Genomic DNA, 14504 nt, shown 5'->3' with positions numbered 1-14504 from the left:
AGAAATCGGGTAATCTAATATAAGAACACTCGTTCCCGTTTTGGAGGTGAAGAAGATGGATTACAGCGAATTTCAGCAGCATGAGGTATTGTGTGTGGATATGCGGAGCTTCTACGCAAGTGTGGAATGCGTCAAACGCGACCTTGATCCGATGACGGCATTGCTTGCGGTGGTGGGGGATACGAAGCGGCCGGGCAGCATTGTGCTGGCTGCCAGTCCTGCGTTGAAGAAGAAGCATGGTGTCAGCAATGTAAGCCGATATTTCGAACTGCCGGAAGATCCGGAAATCGTGATTGCCGAAGCGCATATGAAGGATTATCTGGAGGTTTCGGTGGCAATCACCGAGCTTGTGCATGAGTATGTTCCGATGGAAGCAATCCACGTCTATTCGGTCGATGAATTTTGGGTGACGCTCGATGGTACCGAAAAACTGCATGGAACTGCGGAAGAGACAGCAGCCAAGCTGCAGGCGGATATCTTGGAGCAATTCGGGGTCACAGCAGCGATTGGAATCGGGGACAATAAGTTCCTTGCCAAGGTCGTGATGGATATCCATGCCAAGAAACAAGCTTCAGGGATTGCCGTTTGCCGCTATCAGGATGTCCCGCGTTTATTATGGCCTGTTCCGATACAGGATATTTGGGGAATCGGGCGCCGCATGCAGCGGAACTTGAACCGGATGGGCATTGTCACACTCGGGCATTTGGCGCATGCTTCGATGGATCATTTGAAGAAACGGTATGGAGTGATGGGGGAGCAGTTGTACTGGCATGCATGGGGAATCGATGAGAGCGAGGTGCTCGGAGATTTCGTCAAGCAGGAGCAGAAGAGCTATGGCCATGGTATCACCCTGCTGCGAAATTACCGAGGCGAAGAGATTCCGACCATCATCCTGGAGCTCTGTGAGGAAGCCTGCAGACGGGCAAGGCGAGATAAGAAGGAAGGCAATACAGTCCACTTGTCAATAGGGTATGCGAGTCCGCATGGCGGAGGATTCAGCCGCTCCCGTTCCTTCACCAGCCCCTCGAATCTGACGACGGATATGTATAAGCTCTGCCTGGAGTTATTTCACGAGCATTACCAAAAAGGCCACGAAATCAGACGGGTGTCTGTTTCCCTGACCAATTTATACAATGAAGAAGCGACACAGCTCAGCTTATTTGAGGACAAAAGCAAGCAAAAGGATTTGAGCCGGGCGATGGATGAGATCCGCTCACGCTTCGGGACTACTGCGATACTGCGTGCCAGCAGCTATACAGCTGCCGGGATGACGATCGAACGCAGTACGAAAATCGGAGGCCACCAGGCCTGATTCAGGCTGCTGCCGTCTGCTGGAACAGCCGGCGCAGCTTTGGTACATACATGATGAGGAAGACGGAACGTCCAAGGCTGAACAACAGGAAAGCAATCCACAGACCATGGTTGCCAAGTGGCTGCAGCGCATAAAGTGCTGCTAAGTAGAGTAGAGCAGCAAGAATCATGGAATTGCGGACAAAGCGTACCTCTGTCGCACCTGTAAACACACCGTAATAGACGAGCCCCAGACTAGCCACAATGGGAAACAACACAAGCCAGTTGGCATAGGAGGCGGTCAGTTCAATGATATGCTGCTGATCGGAGAACAACGGATAAATCCACTTCTGCCCAACAAGGAAAAGAAGTGCCAGTGCCACCGCGATACCAAGTCCCCATTGAAGAGATAGACGCAGCGACTGCGAGAAAAGTTTTTCATTGCGTTCCCCGAGTGCACGGCCGGCGACAATACTGGATGCATTGGCGAACCCATCAAAGAAATATGCCATCATATAGTGAATTTGAATCAAGATCGCATTGGCTGCCAGCACATCTTCCCCGAACTCAGCTCCTTTTGCCGTAAACAAGTTAAAGACAACGAGCAGGCATATCGTTCGGATGAACAGATCACGATTGACCCTCATCATGCGCCACATAGGTTTTGGATCCACTGCACGGCGCAAAGCTTGAACAAATGGATGCTGCCAGATGCTGCCGGCGTATTTGCGCAATAATATAATGCCAAACACACAGGAGAAAATCTCGGCAATTAGCGTAGAAGCTCCCACGCCTGCCACTCCCCAATCCCACACATGGACAGACAGAATGCAAAGGATGATATTGAGTACATTCGTGCTGATTTGGAGAACAAGCGTCGCTTTGATATAAGACATGCCAATCAGCCAGCCGAGGATGACATAGTTGGCAAGCGCAAATGGTGCACCCCAAATCCGAATGGAAAAATAAGTTGAAGCACTGCTATTGACTGCATCACTCGCTCCAAGGAAGGAGAGGGAGTAGTGCAGAATCGGCTGCTGGATGAGAACAAATAGCAAACCAACAGCAAAAGCGACCACAAAAGGCCGTAGCAATGCCATGACATGCTCTTCTGTATCCAGGCTGGCGGATGCCTGTGCAGCGAACCCGGAGGTGCTGACCCGCAGGAATCCGAACAGCCAATACATCGTATTGAATATAATTGTACCGATGGCGACTCCGCCAATATAGGAGGCATCGGAAAGCTGGCCGACAACTGCCGTATCGACAACGCCGAGTAATGGCGTCGTGATTGTCGATAATGTCAGTGGGAGTGCGAGTGCTAGATATTGTTTATGCTGCATACGTTCACCTTAATAGTAGTAATTACGAATAATATAACGTATATGCGAGCAGAAGTAAACGCTATTTGCTCCCAAACATAAATGTCATCGTGTTCACACGCATATTAAGGATCAGCCCAAGCGAAGCCAGCGAAATGACAAGCGCACTCCCTCCGTAGCTGATAAGCGGCAAACCTAGCCCTGTAACAGGCATCAGTCCGATACTCATACCGACGTTTTGGAAAATCTGGAATGTGAGGAATCCAGCAATTCCTGCACCAACCAAGGTACCGAAGGAATCATGATAGCGCTGGGAGATCATGACGATCTTATAGATCAGCGTAAAGTAAAGCATCAGCACAATGCTGGTCCCGGCAAAACCGAAGACACCGCCAATGACAGCAAAAATCAAATCGGAATATGCATAAGGTACATGAGGGAGATGATCATAGCCGCTCACATTACCTGAACCAATCGCCATGATGGACTGGTTCAGCTGATAACCGGAAATAGTATACTTTTCCGGCTGCAGCCAGCCATAAAACCGGCTTGCCTGGTAGCTTGGCAGCATGCCCAGTATTCGATCCAGGAAGAAATCAGTTGTGACAAAGTATGTAACAGTCAAGGTAAGGACGATGGCTAATGGTACCGAGAAGATGAGCAGGATCGTTTTGATCCGCACACGGGAGACAAGCAACATCGCTCCATAAATAGCAAGATAGACCATCGCATTTCCGAAATCAGGGAATTGCATGACGACAGCTACAGGGATCAAGGTGATGATCGTCAATTTCCCGATGAGCCACATTTCCTCTTTGAGAGTGGGAGATGCATCCGTCCCTTTACTGATCACCTGGGCCAAATATAAGATCAGCCCTATTTTCATCGATTCGGCAGGCTGGAAAGAAAAACCGCCGATGGAATACCAGCCGTATGCATTATTGATTTCCTTCGAGATACTGCCAGGGGCAATCAGGATGCCGATCAGTAGCAGCAGGAAAAACAGATAAACAAAAAGTGATAGACGCTTCAGTATATCCAAATCAAGAAAATAAGAGACGATGAAACAGCCTCCTAAACCGATGACATACCAGACAATCTGCTGAAAGACGAAATATTCTCCTTGCAATAGCTGTACTTGATATAAACTTACTAAACTGACCAGTCCAAGCAGTACGATGAGAGAGAAGTAGATATAATCAACTTTCTCTATATATGTTCGAAGCCTCTGCATAACCATCACCGTTTCAGATAAAAGTGAACTACCGTTCTATCGTAACAGATATTTCCAAATAAAAAAGCCGTATTTTGGAAGAAATACGGCTTTCTATCAATTAATGGTGATGGTGGCCACCACTATTTTCTTGTTTTTTCTGTTCCTGTTCTTCTAAAATCTTTTCCTTCTCTTCTTCGGTCAATTCACCGACTCTGATTTGTTTCGTTGGCATCAAATGAATGTTATCGACCTTTACATCTGCTTTTATAAAGTAAACACCATCTGATGGGAAGTTATATTCCAGGTGATACGTTCCGTCTTCTAATGATGCTGGAATCGATTCTGCATCTGCTTTGTTGTCATCTTTCCAAACAAGGAAATGGACGGATGCTTCCTGTTCAAGCACTTGTCCATCTTGCGTCAGCTTTACATCGATTTGCGGAGCAGAATCAGCTTCGATGGATGCAGGAGCTTCAATGATCACATTCACTTCTTCCCGTTTTGCGTAATGATCAGCTGCTTCAGGATCCGCAGAGCAGGCAGCAAGGAGAAAGAACGTCAGTAACAGCGGTGAAAATTTAACAACTCGCATCAGCTTTTCTCCTTTCTTATGCATTGAAGAACCTCTTCAGTGCTGGCACTCGCGGAATGACAAACCGGTCAAACAGCCATACGAATATGACGGAAATTCCGACAAGCGGGAAGATGATGCCAAGGATGATGATCAGCACGATGACACCCTTCATGACTTTGTCGGAAGGTGCTTTCGGCGAGCCTAGCTTGCCTTCTGGTTTCCTGGAGAGCCATAGGATGAAGCCGCTCACTGCAATGCCGACGATTCCGATACAGACGAGGAGACCGATAATCTGATTCCAGATTCCGAATTCCGTTCCTTTATGGATGGTAATGCCGTAAGCGATGACTTTACCGAGCGTATGATAATTATCATAGCGGTAATCTGCCAGGACAGCTCCTGTATACTGATCAATATGCATGGTCACTTCGTCACGAGCTTTCGGCGGGAAAGCAGACAAAGTGAATACGCCATCCTGCGTTTGTGGAATCATGATATTATAACCCGGTTTTACACCTTCCTCTTCGGCTATCGACACGACATCATCGACAGAAAGCTGGGTGTACTGCTGGTTTGTGGAAACAGGGACCGGCAAGTTTTCTGCCGACCAAGGAACGTCTGCAATTTCCTTTGTTTTGACATCGGATGCAGGAGCATCTCCCACCCATACTGAAGGCGGGTAGCCGACACCGGCATTTGTCGTAAGCGTTTGGAAATTGTTGCCCCATAAACCCGACCAAGGCAGCCCAGTCATGATCAGAAAGAGCAATCCTAATGAAATCCAGAATGCAGGAACCACGTGCAAGTCGCGTGCCCGCAGCTTTTTCCCTTTGTTCAGGCGAGGAACGAGGACACCGCGGATTTTTGATTTTCCTTTCATCTTCGGCCAGCCTAAGTAGACACCCGTTATGATCAAAATAAGTGCCCAGCAAGCGGCCCATTCGACGATACGATCCCCGACAGTGCCCATCAGCAGCTCACCATGAATCTTTTCGAATACATTGACGAGTTTGAAGGAGTCTTCTAATTTCCCTAGTATGACATTCTCATAAGGGTCGACGTAAATGGTATAAGCTTTACCGTCTTCCGTGATACCGACCTCTGCTGAACGGTCAGGACTGTCACTTGGACGATACGACGTCACTGCTGCATTCGGGTGCACAGCTTCCACAGTATTGATTTGCTCAGATGGAGTTGTGATAGTGGTTTGCGGAGTGACTTCATAATAGTCTTTATAAAGGGCAGCTTCGATTTGAGGTTTAAACAGGTAAACAGCGCCTGTGATAGCCAAAATAATCAGGAATGGCATGATAATAAGACCTGCATAGAAGTGCCAGCGCCATACAGACTGATAAAGTGACCGGCGCTTCCGTTGTTTCTTCTTCGACACCGACGGCTCTTTTTGTGCCTCCATATAGGACAACTCCTTTTCTTCTATAGTAAAAGTGATAGTAGGCAAAGTAGTACAAGCCTAAGCTTAGGACAATTTTCATGCCCTTACAAGTAGGTAAATGGAGGATATTATGACCATTCCTTGAACGCGATGGAGAATAATTTGTGAAGCGTTTACAACGCTTAGATTATGAGGATGAAACGTAGGTGGGACGGGCATGGGAGTCGTCACATTCCTTGACATAGCGTCCTATAGTGGTAGCATAGATAACTGTTAATAAAGAACGAAATATTCTAATAATAAGGAGCGATTAGGTATCTTAACTAACAATCGGATTATGTATGTGGGAGCAGGATCGATGGCAGAGGGAATGATTGCCGGGATGCAGGCTTCAGGCAGTCTGCAAAATGGGCAGATTTATGTGACGAACCGAACGAATGTGGATCGTCTGCAGGAGCTGCAGGAGCGCTATGGTATTACCGCAATTCCTCAGGAAAAGGTGGAATGGCATAGTATGGACGTGATTATACTTGCGATGAAACCGAAGGACATGACCGCTGCATTGATCGATTTGCAAGAGAAGGTTCAGAGAGGACAGCTGATCATATCGGTAGCTGCAGGCATCCAGAATGAACAGATCGAGCATTATCTGCCAGACAACCAACCCGTTGTTCGTATCATGCCTAACACATCCAGTACCATTGGGGAGTCTGCTACTGCAATTGCACCAGGGACGCATGTTTCTATAGAGCAACTCACATTAGTCAAGAAGCTGGTCCGGACGTTTGGTGAAGCATTTGTCATTGAAGAAAATCAAATGGATGTCTTCACAGGTATGGCTGGAAGCGGACCTGCCTATTTTTATAAGCTGATGGAGCATTTCGAGGAAACCGGTGTTGCCGCAGGATTCGACCGGGAAACAGCAAGAAAGATCGGAACACAGACAATGCTTGGTGCGGCCAGAATGCTGTTGGAAACGCAGGAGGAACCTGCCGGCCTGCGAAAGAAAGTAACTTCTCCGAATGGAACGACCGCAGCTGGTTTGGAAGCACTGAACGAGGCGGGAGCAGGAGAAGCGATGACCAAAGCTATTCTATCAGCGGCAGAACGATCAAATGAAATCAGCGAGGAGCTAAAGAAACAACTGCTGACACGTTAATGAACGAAAAAGGGAAAAAATAAAAAACTGGAGGATATCATCATTTCTACACAAGCAACGGAACCGAAACGGATTGTCGTCAAGATCGGAAGCAGTTCATTGACCAGCCTGCATGGAGAAATTAGCAGGAGGAAGCTGGAAAAACTAGTGGAGCAGCTCGTGAAACTGAAAGACAATGGCTATGAGGTGCTGCTTGTTTCATCCGGAGCTGTCGCGGCAGGTTATCGCAAGCTGGGTTTTCTGGAAAGACCGCAATCATTGCCAGAAAAACAAGCAGCTGCATCAATCGGCCAAGGTTTGCTGATGGAAGCTTATTCAGATTTGTTCTTGTCCCATGGCTACGTAGCTTCGCAGATTTTGATTACTCGAGGGGACTTCTCGGACGAAACCCGCTATAATAATGTTAGAAATACGTTAAATGTCTTAGTTGATCGTGGTATAATCCCGATCATAAATGAAAATGATACCGTGACAGTCGACAGACTGCGCTTTGGAGATAATGACACCCTTTCGGCTAAGGTTGCCGGGTTGGTCGGTGCGGATTTTCTGGCTGTTTTATCCGATATTGATGGACTGTATACCGATAATCCGGTCAAGAATTCAAAAGCAACACGCATTGAGCGTGTGCAAGCCATCACACCCGAAATCGAGGCAGCTGCAGGTGATGCAGGGAGTGCAGTGGGAACCGGTGGCATGAAGTCGAAGCTTGATGCCTTCAAGATTGCATTGGCATCGGGTATCAAAGGCTTCCTTGGGGATGCAACGGAAGAAGATATCATTTACCGTTCGGTATTGGGCCAGGCAGGGGGCACGTATTTCGAAGCGGATCAAGATATGGATTACTTGAATCGCAAGAAACAGTGGATTGCCTTCAATTCTGGTCCCGAGGGCGAAATTATCATCAAGAGAACCAGCCAAGTGCCGTCTTCGATAGAATTTGCCGATATAAATTCGATCAAGGGCAATTTCAAAAAGGGCGATGTCGTCCGGATTCAGGACGAAACAGGAGCGCGGATCGGTCTTGGCATTGTAAATCAAGCTGCGTCGGAGCTTTGGCAAGCATTGAGAAGCTCGGTACGAAATAGGAAAGAATCAATCGTCGATCAGGAAGCATTTGTCTGTGAGCTGGAACACACTGTACCAATTCGATGACTGAAGGAGGAAAACCGTGGAGCAAATAAAAGAAGTAGTAACAGTCGAGGAGCAAGCCATTGCAGCGAAAGCAGGGGCTAAAAAGCTTGCACTATTGACGACTGCCGATAAAAATGAGGCACTGCTTGCAGTGGCAGAGCAATTGGATAAAGACTATGAGGCAATTCTCACAGCGAATGACAAGGATATGAAGGCTGGGGAAGAAAAGGGTTTCGATGCAGCATTCCTGGACCGTTTAAAACTGACTCGTGAGCGTATCGAGGATTTTGCGAATGGACTGAAGGAAGTTGTTGAACTGGAAGACCCGACTGGACAGGTAGTCAGTGAATGGACATTGAAAAACGGCTTGCATGTCAGCCGTATCACAGTTGGACTTGGGGTCATCGGCATGATCTATGAAGCTCGTCCGAATGTGACAGCAGATGCGACAGGTCTTGCACTGAAGTCCGGTAACGCAATCGTGTTAAAAGGCGGATCATCTGCCATTCATACGAATACGGCAATCGTGAAGGTCATCAAGAAAGCACTCCAGAAGACAAAAGTACCTGCTGATGCAGTTCAGCTCATCCAATCGACGGATCGGAAAGAAACGGCAAAGCTCTTTACGATGAAGGAGCATATCGATGTACTCATCCCTCGCGGCGGGGCCTCGCTCATTCAGGCTGTCGTTGATTCTGCGACAGTACCTGTATTGGAAACGGGCGTGGGCAACTGTCATATGTACATTGATAAAACTGCTAAAGTCGATATGGCATTGGCAACTTTCCTGAATGCCAAAACGGATCGTCCGGCAGTATGTAATGCTTTGGAGACATTGATTGTTCATCGTGAATGGCTGGAAGCAAACAAAGATGCATTGGTACAGGCATTACGTGAAAATGGCATTCAGACACATGGCGATGAGTCAGCTGTTGAACTGCTGCCTGACTGTACGCCTGCAACCGAAGGGGACTGGACGGATGAATATCTTAGTCTGGATGTAGCGGTGCGTGTCGTCGATTCAGTGGAAGAAGCGATCGGCCACATCGACCGTTATGGAACAAAACACTCGGAGGCTATCATTTCTGAAGATGATGAAGCAGTCGGCAAATTCATGAAAGCTATCGATGCAGCAGCACTTTATCATAATGCATCAACACGATTCACTGATGGCCATGCCCTTGGTTTCGGAGCTGAAATTGGTATTTCAACACAGAAACTTCATGCACGCGGACCAATGGGACTGCCAGCATTGACCACTTATAAATATGTCATGAAAGGCAATGGCCAAACAAGATAAGAAAGGCTCGTCCACTCGGATGAGCTTTTTTATTGGTCAGAATATATTGACAATTCATAATTGATTATCTATAATCAAACGCTATATGAGAGGAGAGAAGCAGATGAAAGAATTTTTCAGCAAGCTGCTGAATGGCATGAGCATCGGCATCGTCGTTGCTTTGATTCCGAATGCACTGCTAGGTGAACTGCTGAAGCTTGCAATACCCCACGTGCCCGTTTTGCAAGCAGTGTATGATACAACGGTTTTCGTCATGAGCCTGCTGCCTGTATTGATTGGTGTGATGGTAGGTATCTCATTCAAGCTGACACCGATACAGACAGCGAGTGTGGGCATAGCTGCTATGGTCGGAAGCGGAGCGATCCAGAAAACGGCGGATGGCCTTTTTGCTTTGCAAGGTATCGGTATTGTTATCAATACAGGTATAACAGCAGCATTGGCAGTATTATTCGTAAGATTCATCGGGGACAGATTGAAGGCGTACAGCATCCTCCTGCTGCCGACTCTAAGTATACTTGTCCCTGGTATGATAGGTTTGATTTTATTACCTTACATAAAAGGCGGTACTGGACTTATAGGGGAAGCAATCGCAGGGATGACAACATGGCAGCCAATAATAATGGGAGCACTTCTTGCAGTTATTTTCTGTTTCATTATTTTATCTCCCATATCCACTGTCGGTGTGGCGACGGTCATTTCCTTGGCCGGCATCGGATCTGGCGCAGCCAATCTTGGCATTGTTGCAGCGGGTATCGGATTGGCCATTGCCAGTTATAAAGCCAATTCACTTGGTACTGCTTTGGCACATGTTCTCGGTTCTCCAAAAATCCAAATGCGAAACTTCTTCATGAAGCCCCGTATTGCATTGCCCATGTTTTTGACAGCGGCAGCATTGGGGGCATTGGCAGGGTTATTAAAGATCGAAGGAACGCCATATAGTGCAGGATTTGGATTGTCGGGATTTGTTGGACCGCTAAACTATATGCAGCTTGCCGATGGAGGATGGACAGCTGCTAATATCACTATCATGGTAGCTGTTTTCTTTTTCCTGCCTTTTGTTTTGAACGTGATACTGTTATATCTATTCACAAAAAAGTGGAACTGGATCAAGTCCGGCGATTATAAATTACATTTTGATTGAGGCTGGCTGCAGGATTCCCTGCAGCCTATTTACTTTTTTTATGAGGTTGGTGGTCATTTCTTATTGCATCTTTTTCCTATTTTGCTATAGTTGATTATGATAATCATTATCAATTAATCCCGATCTTTAGTCCTGATCAAGCTAAAGTACGAAAAGGAGAAGAGCAATATGAAGTGGAAAACAGTAACTGGTATTGGCTTTGCTGCAGCCTTGAGCTTTTCTTTGGCTGCTTGCGGGAATGGGGAAGATACAGCATCTGGTGAATCATCGAAGAAAAAGGAACAACAGATTACATACTTAGATAAAGAATATACCTTGCCGGCTGAAAAGGGCACTATTGTAGCAGCAAGCCTTGAATCAATGGAGGATGCAGCTGTTTTAGGAGTTAAACCGGCTGGAGCACTATCTGTTGGCGGTGAAACGCCAGCTTATTTGGAGGATGAGTTGTCAGGTGTAGAACTAATTGGTGAGAAGATGCAGCCGAATTACGAAACGATTCTTTCCCTTGAACCGGACGTAATTTTAGGTTCTTCTAAATTCCCGGAAGATGTGAGCAAATCACTGAATGATATTGCTACAACGATTCCATACTCCCATGTTTCGGAAAACTGGGAAGTAAACTTGGAGCTTCTAGGCTCACTGACAGATAAAGAGGAAGAAGCAGAACAAATCATCGCAGATTATAAGGAAGACGTGGAATCAGGCAAGACAGAAATTGGGGAAAAGCTACAGGATAAGCAAGTACTTGTTGTACGCATCCGGGCAGGCAGCCTCTATGTCTATCCGGAAAATGTATATCTGAACCCGGTTCTATACGACGATTTGGGGTTGGAAGTACCTGAAGTTGTCCGAGAAGCAGAAGCACAGGCAGAAATATCGCTGGAGAAACTGGCGGAAGTAAATCCTGACTATCTCTTCCTCCAATTCGAAGCGTCAGAAAACCCTGAGAATGCTAGTGCTTTAGATGATTTGCAAGCTAATGAAATATTCAAATCGATTAATGCAGCCAAGGAAGATCATGTATTCGTAAACGCAATCGATCCGCTTGCCCAAGGAGGCACAGCATGGAGTAAAACGGAATTCCTGAAAGCAGCAACTGAGAAGCTGGCTGAGTAGGCATGTATCAAGGCACAAAAAATAGAATTGCTTGGTTAGTGCTGCTTACGGCTCCTTTGACAGGAGCTCTGGTTGTATTGATTTCTGTACTATATGGCGTCAAGGACATGCCTGTAAGTACGATTTGGGATGCGATTTTCCACTATGATGCCCAAAATGTCGATCATACAATCCTCCTGACCGCCAGATTGCCGAGGGCGCTGGCAGCGTTGCTAGTCGGTGCATTCCTGGCAATAGCAGGGACAATAATGCAGGGAATCACAAGGAACTATCTCGCTTCTCCATCCATTATGGGTGTCAATGACGGTTCGGCTTTGGTGATTACAATGTGCATGGTATTGGCTCCAGGTTTATCTGATCATATGATGATCATCTACTCCATGGCTGGTTCAGCTCTGGGTGCAGGCATTGTGTTTGGCTTTGCATCACTGCTGAAAAACGGGATGGCGCCAGTTCAGCTGGCGATCATCGGGACAGTTATCGGTACATTCCTGAGCGGTATTGCTGCAGCATTTGCTTCCTATTACCAGGTGTCACAGCATATCAGCATTTGGTACAACGCAAGAATGGATGGCGTGGATGTCCATATGCTGAAATTGGCTGTGCCGATTGGGCTGGTTGGCTTGGTTTTGGCTATGTCCGTTTCCAAGTCAGTCACCGTCATGGCTTTGGGGGAAGAGGTTGCAGCAGGATTGGGTCAGAAGACGGTGTATATCAAACTGATTAGTATGCTTAGTGTTGTCTGCCTGACTGGTACTGCTGTCGCACTTGTTGGGAAAATTGCATTTGTCGGGCTTGTCGTGCCCCATATCACGCGTTTTTTGATCGGAGTCGATTACAGGCTGCTCATTCCATGCGCTGCGGTCATTGGCGGTATTTTCCTTTGCTTGTCGGATGTGATCAGCCGCTTTATTAACGCGCCGTTTGAGACACCGATTGGTGTTGTGACCGCTTTTATTGGCGTTCCGTTCTTCCTCTATCTCATCTGGAGAAAGGGAGGGAAACAATATGCAGCTTAAAATCGGGTCGAAGCTGATGCTCAGCGGACTTGTCATTACGGTGCTGCTCTTGATCTCCATTTACCTGCACCTGACAAGCGGCAGTTATGCAATGAGCCTTGGGGAAATTTTCCGGACACTTTTTGGGTGGAGCGATGATCGTAAACTTGAACTGGTCATCTTTCAGTTCCGTCTGCCTCGGATCATTGTCGGTGCTCTCGTCGGTGCAGGTCTTGGCATTGCTGGAGCTGTCATGCAGGGAATCACGCGCAATGGCCTCGCCGACCCAGGCATACTCGGCATCAATGCCGGTGCCGGGACTGCTATCGTCATCTATATCTTCTTCTTCCAAGGAATGATCCAATCGGAGTCGATTGGCGGTTGGCTGGCCGTCCTGATGATGCCGATATTCGGCTTTGTGGGTGGTCTGCTGGTGGCGCTGCTCATCTTTGCTTTCTCCTGGCGTCAAGGTACGCTTGATATGCAGCGGCTCATCTTGACTGGTATCGCGCTGGGAACAGGCTTTGGGGCGCTTTCTTTGTACATATCCCTGAAAATGAACGCAAATGATTTTGAAATGGCCACAGTGTGGACAACAGGCAGTATCTATAATGCGAACTGGATTTATATTTATGCCATGCTGCCATGGGTCATCATCCTTAGCGCCATTCTTTACCGGAAATCGTACCTGCTCAATTATTTTCAGTTGAGCGATGATTCGGTTCGTAGCCTCGGCATCCGCAATGAACGGGAGAAGGTCGTCCTGCTGCTGGCCAGTATCGGATTGGTCAGTGCCTGTGTATCTGTCTCCGGCGGCATTGCCTTTGTCGGTTTGATTGCACCGCATATCAGCAGGCGTCTAGTCGGAAATGATTACCGCTACAATATGCCAATCAGCGCGTTGGCCGGTATGGTCCTGCTCGTTTTTTCGGATTATATCGCAAAAACCGTCTTTGCCCCGGCAGAGTTGGCAGTAGGTATTGTGGTTTCGATTATTGGAGTACCTTATTTCTTGTTCTTGCTGGCAAGAGCGAACAGAGGAGGCTGAATCATGATAGAAGAAATGATAGTTCCTGGCAAGGAGCCGGAAGTGCAGTATCATGTCCAAATATACATTCCGGAACAATCCCCGCCGCCAGAAGGATTTCCTGTCATTTATGTGTTGGATGGCCATATGTATTTCGGATATGGCGCTGATACGATACGAAATCAAGCCGGTAATGCACCTAAAACAGGAATCGAACCGGCAATAGTTGTGGGAGTAGCATTACACGCCGAAAATGCGGTTGTTAGAGAACATCGATTTTATGATTTTACACCCCCAGCTGCGGTTTATAAGTATCCGGACAGATTTAAAGGCGTGACGATGAGTAAGCACGGAGGAGCTGATACTTTCCTGGATTGGCTCGCCGAGGAGCTGCAGCCCAGGATCATGGACAGCTATCCTATCCAGCAGGAGAAACAGTGCTTGTATGGACATTCTCTGGGCGGGTTATTTACGCTGTACAGTATGTACAAACGCCCGGAGGCTTTTCAATGCTATTTGGCTATCAGTCCATCCATTTGGTGGAACGAAAAGCATATCCATTCGTTTGTGAATGATGCCAAGGATGCCAAGCTGTTCATTGGTGTTGGAAAAGAGGAAGGCTTCATGGTTGAGGATGCCCACGCATTCTATCATCGTTTGCTGAGCATCATGGAAGAAAGGGCAGTCTGCTATGTGGCAGAAGGTGAAAACCATGCATCCGTCGTTCCAACGACGATGAGCCGCGCCTTTCGTTATTTCTTCCAGTAATCCGGTTTTTTTGTTTCCTGCTCGATGTCTGCTAAAATGAGAGGAAGCGATCAAAACGGAGGGATGTCC

12 protein-coding genes and 1 pseudogene are annotated in these 14504 nt (G+C 47.2%); 9 read left to right on the top strand and 4 right to left on the bottom strand.

Going from position 1 to position 14504, the window contains the following annotated elements:
• The first annotated feature begins 55 nt into the window (after positions 1-55).
• Positions 56-1312, top strand: a complete 1257-nt coding sequence (locus BLQ53_RS05630) for a DNA polymerase IV (protein WP_093726290.1) — start codon at positions 56-58, stop codon at positions 1310-1312.
• 1 nt (position 1313) lies between these two features.
• Here the strand turns inward: BLQ53_RS05630 and BLQ53_RS05625 are convergent, their stop codons facing one another.
• From BLQ53_RS05625 to BLQ53_RS05610, 4 genes are all read right to left on the bottom strand, one after another.
• A complete protein-coding gene (locus tag BLQ53_RS05625) occupies positions 1314-2633 on the bottom strand; it encodes an MATE family efflux transporter (RefSeq protein WP_093726289.1) in 1320 nt (439 codons plus the stop codon).
• A 61-nt stretch (positions 2634-2694) separates the two neighbouring features.
• Complete coding sequence (locus tag BLQ53_RS05620; RefSeq protein ID WP_170829585.1) at positions 2695-3846, bottom strand: FtsW/RodA/SpoVE family cell cycle protein; 1152 nt, start codon at positions 3844-3846, stop codon at positions 2695-2697.
• A 100-nt stretch (positions 3847-3946) separates the two neighbouring features.
• The gene (locus tag BLQ53_RS05615) at positions 3947-4420 is read right to left on the bottom strand and encodes a FixH family protein (protein WP_170829584.1); all 474 of its coding nucleotides are present in this window, start codon (positions 4418-4420) and stop codon (positions 3947-3949) included.
• 16 nt (positions 4421-4436) lie between these two features.
• Positions 4437-5816, bottom strand: a complete 1380-nt coding sequence (locus BLQ53_RS05610; RefSeq protein ID WP_093726286.1) for a PepSY-associated TM helix domain-containing protein — start codon at positions 5814-5816, stop codon at positions 4437-4439.
• 292 nt (positions 5817-6108) lie between these two features.
• Here BLQ53_RS05610 and proC point away from each other — a divergent pair.
• The 8 genes and pseudogenes from proC to BLQ53_RS05570 form a co-directional block, all read left to right on the top strand.
• Positions 6109-6954 (top strand): annotated as a pseudogene (proC, locus tag BLQ53_RS05605) (pyrroline-5-carboxylate reductase); the annotation flags it as partial.
• A gap of 42 nt (positions 6955-6996) precedes the next feature.
• Positions 6997-8106 carry a glutamate 5-kinase gene (gene proB / locus BLQ53_RS05600; protein ID WP_093726284.1) on the top strand — a complete coding sequence of 370 codons (1110 nt, stop codon included), beginning with the start codon at positions 6997-6999 and terminating at the stop codon, positions 8104-8106.
• A 16-nt stretch (positions 8107-8122) separates the two neighbouring features.
• On the top strand, positions 8123-9385 hold the full coding sequence (locus BLQ53_RS05595) for a glutamate-5-semialdehyde dehydrogenase (protein ID WP_093726283.1): 1263 nt from the start codon (positions 8123-8125) through the stop codon (positions 9383-9385).
• Between the two features lie 103 nt (positions 9386-9488).
• A complete protein-coding gene (locus BLQ53_RS05590; RefSeq protein ID WP_093726282.1) occupies positions 9489-10526 on the top strand; it encodes a PTS sugar transporter subunit IIC in 1038 nt (345 codons plus the stop codon).
• Between the two features lie 168 nt (positions 10527-10694).
• Entirely contained in the window at positions 10695-11642 is a 948-nt protein-coding gene (locus BLQ53_RS05585) for an iron-hydroxamate ABC transporter substrate-binding protein (RefSeq protein WP_093726281.1), read from the top strand.
• Between the two features lie 2 nt (positions 11643-11644).
• Positions 11645-12661, top strand: coding sequence for a FecCD family ABC transporter permease (locus BLQ53_RS05580; RefSeq protein WP_093726280.1), 1017 nt, complete (start codon positions 11645-11647; stop codon positions 12659-12661).
• Positions 12651-13688 carry a FecCD family ABC transporter permease gene (locus tag BLQ53_RS05575; RefSeq protein ID WP_093726279.1) on the top strand — a complete coding sequence of 346 codons (1038 nt, stop codon included), beginning with the start codon at positions 12651-12653 and terminating at the stop codon, positions 13686-13688. The genes BLQ53_RS05580 and BLQ53_RS05575 overlap by 11 nt, the downstream gene beginning before the upstream one ends.
• A 3-nt stretch (positions 13689-13691) precedes the next feature.
• Positions 13692-14435, top strand: coding sequence for an alpha/beta hydrolase (locus tag BLQ53_RS05570; protein ID WP_244499263.1), 744 nt, complete (start codon positions 13692-13694; stop codon positions 14433-14435).
• The last annotated feature ends 69 nt before the right edge of the window (positions 14436-14504 follow it).

Source organism: Terribacillus halophilus (assembly GCF_900101385.1).
Lineage (GTDB): Bacteria > Bacillota > Bacilli > Bacillales > Amphibacillaceae > Terribacillus > Terribacillus halophilus.
This window is presented reverse-complemented; position numbering and strand designations above follow the sequence as displayed.

Excerpts from the sequence above, each read along its gene's own strand:
- BLQ53_RS05630 (WP_093726290.1), top strand. The coding sequence starts at position 56 with ATGGATTACAGCGAATTTCAGCAGCATGAGGTATTGTGTGTGGATATG.
- BLQ53_RS05575 (WP_093726279.1), top strand. The coding sequence starts at position 12,651 with ATGCAGCTTAAAATCGGGTCGAAGCTGATGCTCAGCGGACTTGTCATT.
- BLQ53_RS05620 (WP_170829585.1), bottom strand. The coding sequence starts at position 3,846 with ATGCAGAGGCTTCGAACATATATAGAGAAAGTTGATTATATCTACTTC.
- BLQ53_RS05590 (WP_093726282.1), top strand. The coding sequence starts at position 9,489 with ATGAAAGAATTTTTCAGCAAGCTGCTGAATGGCATGAGCATCGGCATC.
- BLQ53_RS05610 (WP_093726286.1), bottom strand. The coding sequence starts at position 5,816 with ATGGAGGCACAAAAAGAGCCGTCGGTGTCGAAGAAGAAACAACGGAAG.
- BLQ53_RS05570 (WP_244499263.1), top strand. The coding sequence starts at position 13,692 with ATGATAGAAGAAATGATAGTTCCTGGCAAGGAGCCGGAAGTGCAGTAT.
- BLQ53_RS05585 (WP_093726281.1), top strand. The coding sequence starts at position 10,695 with ATGAAGTGGAAAACAGTAACTGGTATTGGCTTTGCTGCAGCCTTGAGC.
- BLQ53_RS05615 (WP_170829584.1), bottom strand. The coding sequence starts at position 4,420 with ATGCGAGTTGTTAAATTTTCACCGCTGTTACTGACGTTCTTTCTCCTT.
- BLQ53_RS05580 (WP_093726280.1), top strand. The coding sequence starts at position 11,645 with ATGTATCAAGGCACAAAAAATAGAATTGCTTGGTTAGTGCTGCTTACG.
- BLQ53_RS05625 (WP_093726289.1), bottom strand. The coding sequence starts at position 2,633 with ATGCAGCATAAACAATATCTAGCACTCGCACTCCCACTGACATTATCG.